This is a genomic window from Bathymodiolus platifrons methanotrophic gill symbiont, assembly GCF_002189065.1.
In the GTDB taxonomy this organism is placed as follows: Bacteria; Pseudomonadota; Gammaproteobacteria; order Methylococcales; family Methylomonadaceae; genus Methyloprofundus.
The window spans coordinates 1-6,244 of sequence record NZ_BDMN01000403.1 but is presented as its reverse complement, the minus strand read 5'-3'; the positions used below and the strand labels follow the sequence as shown (position 1 = coordinate 6,244).

General features: G+C 31.6%; 4 protein-coding genes and 1 pseudogene. 1 reads left to right on the top strand and 4 read right to left on the bottom strand.

Going from position 1 to position 6,244, the window contains the following annotated elements; all coding sequences use genetic code 11:
• Nucleotides 1-201, top strand: a 201-nt coding sequence (locus CDZ78_RS22740; protein ID WP_211200779.1) for a hypothetical protein, incomplete at its 5' end; no start/stop codon positions are given.
• Between the two features lie 197 nt (nt 202-398).
• Here CDZ78_RS22740 and CDZ78_RS18295 read toward each other — a convergent pair.
• From CDZ78_RS18295 to CDZ78_RS18280, 4 genes and pseudogenes are all read right to left on the bottom strand, one after another.
• Nucleotides 399-2,732, bottom strand: coding sequence for a tetratricopeptide repeat protein (locus tag CDZ78_RS18295; protein ID WP_087871266.1), 2,334 nt, complete (start codon nt 2,730-2,732; stop codon nt 399-401).
• Nucleotides 2,733-2,745: 13 nt separating this feature from the next.
• Nucleotides 2,746-5,718: an NERD domain-containing protein gene (locus CDZ78_RS18290; RefSeq protein WP_087871265.1), complete on the bottom strand. Its 2,973-nt coding sequence runs from the start codon at nt 5,716-5,718 to the stop codon at nt 2,746-2,748.
• A gap of 107 nt (nt 5,719-5,825) precedes the next feature.
• Nucleotides 5,826-5,973, bottom strand: a pseudogene (locus CDZ78_RS18285) (IS5/IS1182 family transposase); the annotation flags it as partial.
• Between the two features lie 55 nt (nt 5,974-6,028).
• A partial coding sequence (locus CDZ78_RS18280) for a DDE-type integrase/transposase/recombinase (RefSeq protein ID WP_140414197.1) occupies nt 6,029-6,244 on the bottom strand: 216 nt, incomplete at its 5' end.

The window sequence follows — 6,244 nt, the reverse complement described above, 5'->3', positions numbered from 1 at the left end:
AGTGCCTTTGAAGCTGAGCATATGATCTACCTTTTATTGAAATTGAGAATTATGATAGCAGATAACGTCGGAAAGGGGGATTTATGCGACAGAACCGTCGACTCTATGATTCAACTTAAGTGTTTCAGTTTTTTGGTAAATAAGCTTGGACTTAAGGCTTCAAGTATTGCTATGATTTCGAACATGGGCATATTTTGGTAAGTACTGTGGTGACCTAGGATTTTACCGACCTCTGGCCATCCTTAGTTTTTTCTCTCTCCCTTATTTTAGCGAAGGTATTGGGTAAAAGAGCATAATATAAATTCCTGTGTTAATGCCAATCCGCTAATTAACCCCTAGTTGATAAAAGGGGTATTTATGCGACAGAACCGTTCTCATCATCTATCATTTTGTGACTTTTACTGTTTAGTCAATTCAAAAACAGACCATTTTTCGCCATTAAAAAGAACTTTAACAGATACATCACAATCACTAGATATATGTTGTTTTCTTAAAAGATACTTCGGTACATAGTAATCATCTATAAATGCAAAATCAGGTTTTTTAATATCAATACCAATTTCATCATCTATAATATCCTGGTAATCAATTGTTCGACCATTATCCTTATACTTAAGACTTAGCTCACCACTAACCGTTTTTATTAATGACTGATCCTCCATATCAGTAGAATTAACATCTAATATATGCAGTTTCCTTTCACACTTCTGTTTATTATATGAAGTAAAATATTTGATCTCAAGAAATTCACCAATATTTGGTCTCAGTTCTGTTTGTGAAAAACGAATAATTCCATCAAGAGTAGAATCTATTACATAATGAAATAACTTTTTTTGCTCATTGACATGATCAATGATGGCTAATGCACTCGATGCTTTATCTGTGAGATCGGCAAAAGTACAAGTAGATTTTTGGGCCTGTAATGCAATATATCTATTATTAGTTTTATCATAATGAGTTTTAAACTGTATAACAGCATTAACAATTGAGTTTCCTAATATATCAAATTTATTTGTCTTAACAATAAATTCAATGTTATTTAGATCAGTAAATGAAGATATTTCCTGCTGTTTCTTATTTTTCCACTTATCATACAACAAGAAGTCTTGCCAAGGTATATCACTATAAATATATTCCACTGTTAGATCAATGTTGTTCTCATAAAATCCTGAGTTATCACCTGTTACATTAATTTCATGTAGATGGGATTCTAGGGATTCATACACCTCAGCAGTCTTCCATCCTTTTTCTATTCTATGCTCTCTATAGGTGTTTAATTCATTTTTGGCTTCTTTTAATTTATTTACATCAATCAATAATTTCGCAAGCAATAGGTGAATATCTCCAAGAAAATCTTCATTTTTCTGAATGCTAATTGACTTACAAAGCATTGATATTGCAATCTCAGAATTAGAATCAGCCAATAATTCTGCAAATTCATGCCATACATAAGCTTGATCATTCAGATCAAGCAATATGCTTTTGTATATACATATTGCTTCTTGTGTTTCTCCAGAAACATTTAATATAGTTGCATATTCTCTCAATAGCCATATATCATTATCAAATGATGTCAGAGCTTTTTTGTACAAAGGTATTATCCAACTAAATCCTTTATTTTTATTGCCAGGTAGCTTTGAAAATTCAAATACTTTTTTGAGTGCTTTTTTGACTAAAGGCTTACTTTTATATCCATCAATTGTTTCTTCATGCCAATCATTGTCTTGAAAATTTTCAATATTCCACTTATGGAAGAAATCATAAAACCTCCAAGCATCCTTGTCGGTCATGAATCTATCTGCAATTTTTAATATTTCAGAGTGCCAGTGCGAAGCTCCATAGTTTGAATATTTTGATATATAGTGATCAAACATCAGCCACAGGTTTTCAATATTATTTTCTTTGTGTAAATTAAATATTTTCCAAAAATATGCTTCTCTGATTGAATCAATTACTAAACTTTTATCGCCAATAGCTCTCTGTAAATATTCGATATCAATTTGATTGCTATCATTGATAAGTTGTCTCAATAAGCGTTCAACTAATGAGGGATATATTTTTCCTTCATTTGACTCTTGTTCTTTATCTTCATCTCTTAAATATTCAGGATTCCATAACTTAAAAAATTCAAACAAATTGAATTGCTGATGTTTTTGTGCATAACTTATTGAAAATTTCAAAAGCACAGAATGAAGAAGACTTGGTTTAGGTGTATGTAATTCTAGATATTCAATTAATAGTTTTTTTATTATATTTATTTGTAAATTGTCTTTGTTAGAATTTATGTATCTATAGATAGCCCAGCCAAAGGATTCATGATGCGTCTGTGACAACTTTCCTTCATTTTGAAGCTTTCTAAAAAGGTCTATTGCCTGAGTATGATCACCATTTTTGCTCAGGTTTTCAGCTTGTTGCACGTCTTTATAATTATCTTCTAACTTTGGTCTTAGAAAATTAATTTGCTTGGTAATAATTTCATCAGTATTTATATCTATTGACAGCAGTTGGTTAAATAAATCACTAGCTTTGCCGGAATTACTTTTTATTTCATTTTTTATAATATCAATCAATACCCAAGCATAAGCTTTCTGTATCCACTCATCTTCGGGATTTTGATTGTAAAGCTTTATTGCCAAATTATGGGCTTCCAGCATTTGTCCAGATTTTCTTAATTGAAAAACCTTTTGGCTGCTGTTTTCATCAATAATATATTGCCTGCTTCTAATAGCCATAGCACATAAATCCTTATTGTAAAGCTTTCAAAGTGGATTGATAATAATCCCAAACTTTTATATCGCTATAGTAGGTTGAGATAATGCTTGAGAAAAAACCATCGCCATCATAGTACATATCTACAACCAAACTTGACTCATTTTGGATGATTTTAATTGTATCTTTATAAGGTGTTTGGATGATATGGGCTATTTTATAACCATCATCCTTAAAAGATGAATAAATATCAGCATAAACCCTCCTTCTCCAGTCATCACTAATGAAGCCAAAATCAATAATTCCAGAATCACTCATAAATGCTTCCATCACCTCAGTTCCAAATTGCTTTGTCTCTGCCTTCATTAAGGTTGGCACTTTTACATGACCTTTGTTATTGTAGTAAATTGACACTTTGGCGGTTTGTTTATTGTCACCTTCTAGTTCATATATTTCTTGATAATTAGGATGATCTATTGACTTTATACTTATACCTTGATGTTCAAGTTTGTTGCTTACAAGTTGGTGGAGTTGCATCAATATTGATGTTGTTTTATCCTCAGTGAAATTAAATTTCTTTATTAGTGTAGTACTAAATATATCTAGCTTTACATCCTTATCTGCAATGAAATAGATTTTTTTATCTACTTTACTACCTGTGCTGCTGTCTTTAAACTCAATTTTCAGTAATGGTGTAATTGGTCTGTAATTAATCAGTTCAACATTGTCTTTTGCCCTCGTTAATCCCGTATAAATCCATTTGAAATATCCTTCGTTCGTTTTCCCTCTATTTTCTCCCTGATATACGTTGAACAAGACCTCATCCCATTTATAAGACATAGATTTATGGACGGTTAAGGCCCATCCATATCTTAAGTGCGCACAATTTTTATATTTTTTATATTTAGAAGAGGTATCCATAAATAACTCTTTTTCAATGTTTTTTCGGTGCTGTCGTTTGGTAGAATTAATAAGTTTCCTTACTTGCCCTTCCTTTTCTTCTAGCTTGGTCTTTACTTTCTCTCCATTTTCCAGCCTATCTTTTAATGCTTCTACTTCCTTTGATAAATCATTATATTCTTTTGAATGAATGAGCTGTTTTTGAAGCTCTGACTTCTCGAATGGATTTTTGTTTATTTTTTCATTAACTTCTCTATTCAATATGATTTTGAGTGCAATAATTTCATCTTCTGAAAGTTCTCCTTTTTCACTTAATCTGTAGTTTTCAAGACTTAAAATAGTCGCGTTATGACTAGTATCGTTTAGGGTTATACCCACATATCTGAAATTAATAGTAACTGGTTGCTTGCCTTTTGGAGTAATTACTTCTGATATAACATTGCCAACGCTGCTTACTGTTCCAAATTGACCGTTATAGATTTTCTTTTGTTCTGAAAATGGATTATTTTTTTCTTCTATTTTGAAATTATTATTAATAATGACCAAATCATTCTCTGCTAAATATTCGCCATTTTTAAGAATGGATTGCTTTATCCATAAATTTATTTTTTGTGCATCAAAATTTGAGTAGCTCAATAGATGAAAATTAGAGTTATTTTTTATTTTTTCCTCTACAATTGATAAGATTTTATTCTTTTCTAAAACTTTTAGGTTATCTGAAATTTCAAATGATAGTTGATTATAATTGTGATTCCTAATCCCATTCACTGGAATCAATGCTTGCTTGACCATTGATGAAATATCATCTTTATCAACCAATTGGAAAGCTTTTGTGGCTAATTTGTATCTTTCATCAAAATAACTAGGATTAAGAGCACTTTCTTCCTTTTTTCCCATTGATAGCTGAAATCTATCACCTATGAATATAATTTTTCTATTTGAATTGCTTAGGTCAGAAAACTTAATAAAGTCTTCCAGTAACTTGCCTGAGCCAAACCTTAAATCAATTGATTGGTGGTAATTGTCTGAAATTAATTGTGCTTCATCGACAACAAAAAGAGCCTTATTCTCATCTTCATTTTTTTTCAAAGGAACTACTTCAAGCTTTATCTTGTCAAAACTGTCATTTTCATTAACTGGTTCATTATCGTCTTGTTCCTCTTGTAATCCACCCCCATAAATATATGAGTAAAGACTATTAAATTGTGTATTACTTTCTGATAGTAAATTTGATGCGACTCTGCTTGATGATGCAAAAAATTCTATTTGTGTAATATTATTATTAAACCCTGCATCCTCTATAAAGGGTAACAGGTAAGACTTTCCACTTAATGAAGTACCTTGAAGAATAAATATTTTATCGGTATCAGATTTAATAAACTCTGTTATTTCTTGAAGGGCTGATTTTTGATCGGGATACAATCCATCAAAATTTAAGATAGTTGAAGTGCTTTCTAAAATTTCTGGTTTATTATATTGTTCAGCTGGAGAAAAAGTTTCTGCTCTGAAAATTTCTTTAAATATATCAAAAGATTTCTTTGATAATTTGACCTCTTTATCATCAATATCAAGAATATCTTTTATAGTTTCAAGGTAACTTTCAGAGTCTGTAATAAAAAAATCAATTTCATCCCTACCTGGGACTTCTCCCTTTAATTTTATAGGCTTTTGAAAGCAAATGATTTTCTTTACATGGGATGGGTTTAATTCTTCGTTACTTGAAATAATGCTAGATTTAATCGCAGAATTGTGAAAAACCCATGTGAATGCTTTTTTTTGCTGAAACAGTTGCTTGTAAGGATTAATATGACTACCACCTTTAATTCTTACGCCCCCTTGAGTTACCCACTGCCCCTCAGAAAAATCAGTGTCTGCTTGGGGTAGAATTATATCGCCGCCAAAGTTTTTTAAATCAATCAAGCAAATTGCATTCTCAGTAATTAGTAGAGAATCAATTTGTAAATTTGGAGAAATTTCACACTCTGAGTTGGCAATCAACAAGCCATCAATCGAGTATTTATCAAACAATATTTGTAGGTTTTTAGCGAATTCTCTAAAAAATGTGTTTTCGTAGCTTCTTGCCGCAGAACCTCTTCTTATTTCAAGCATCTGTTTCCTTTTTTATTTCTGATGAAGGAAAATAAGGTGATGGTTCCCTTTATTTGCTGGTAAAGTCACCTTAAATTTATTATCTTTTATTAGGGGCTGTTGCCGTTTCACATAGGCAACCATAAAAAAGCACAAGCTAAAGCCTTCAAAATTCCGCTTCAGTTTGTCATATCGTGTAGCAATGGCTCTGAAGTGCTTGATCCTTGCAAAAACGTTTTCAAAAAGATGTCGATATTTATAAAGGCACCAGTCAATATGGTTCTGTCGCAATAATTATCAAAAGCACAGACCTCCTGGTCTTCAGGCATAACTATCCTGCTAAAGCCATAAACTGCTTATAAGCAGGAATATTTTCCTCAGACAATTGCCCCTTTCGGATGATATGTGCCGTTTCAATTCCATCAATTGTTGCTTGGGCGGAGTGAAACGCTTTAAAGCCCATCATCGGTTTTGTTATTTTTTTGATAAAGCGATGATCCTGTTCGATGATGTTATTCAAATATTTAACTTGTAATATGTCAATCAT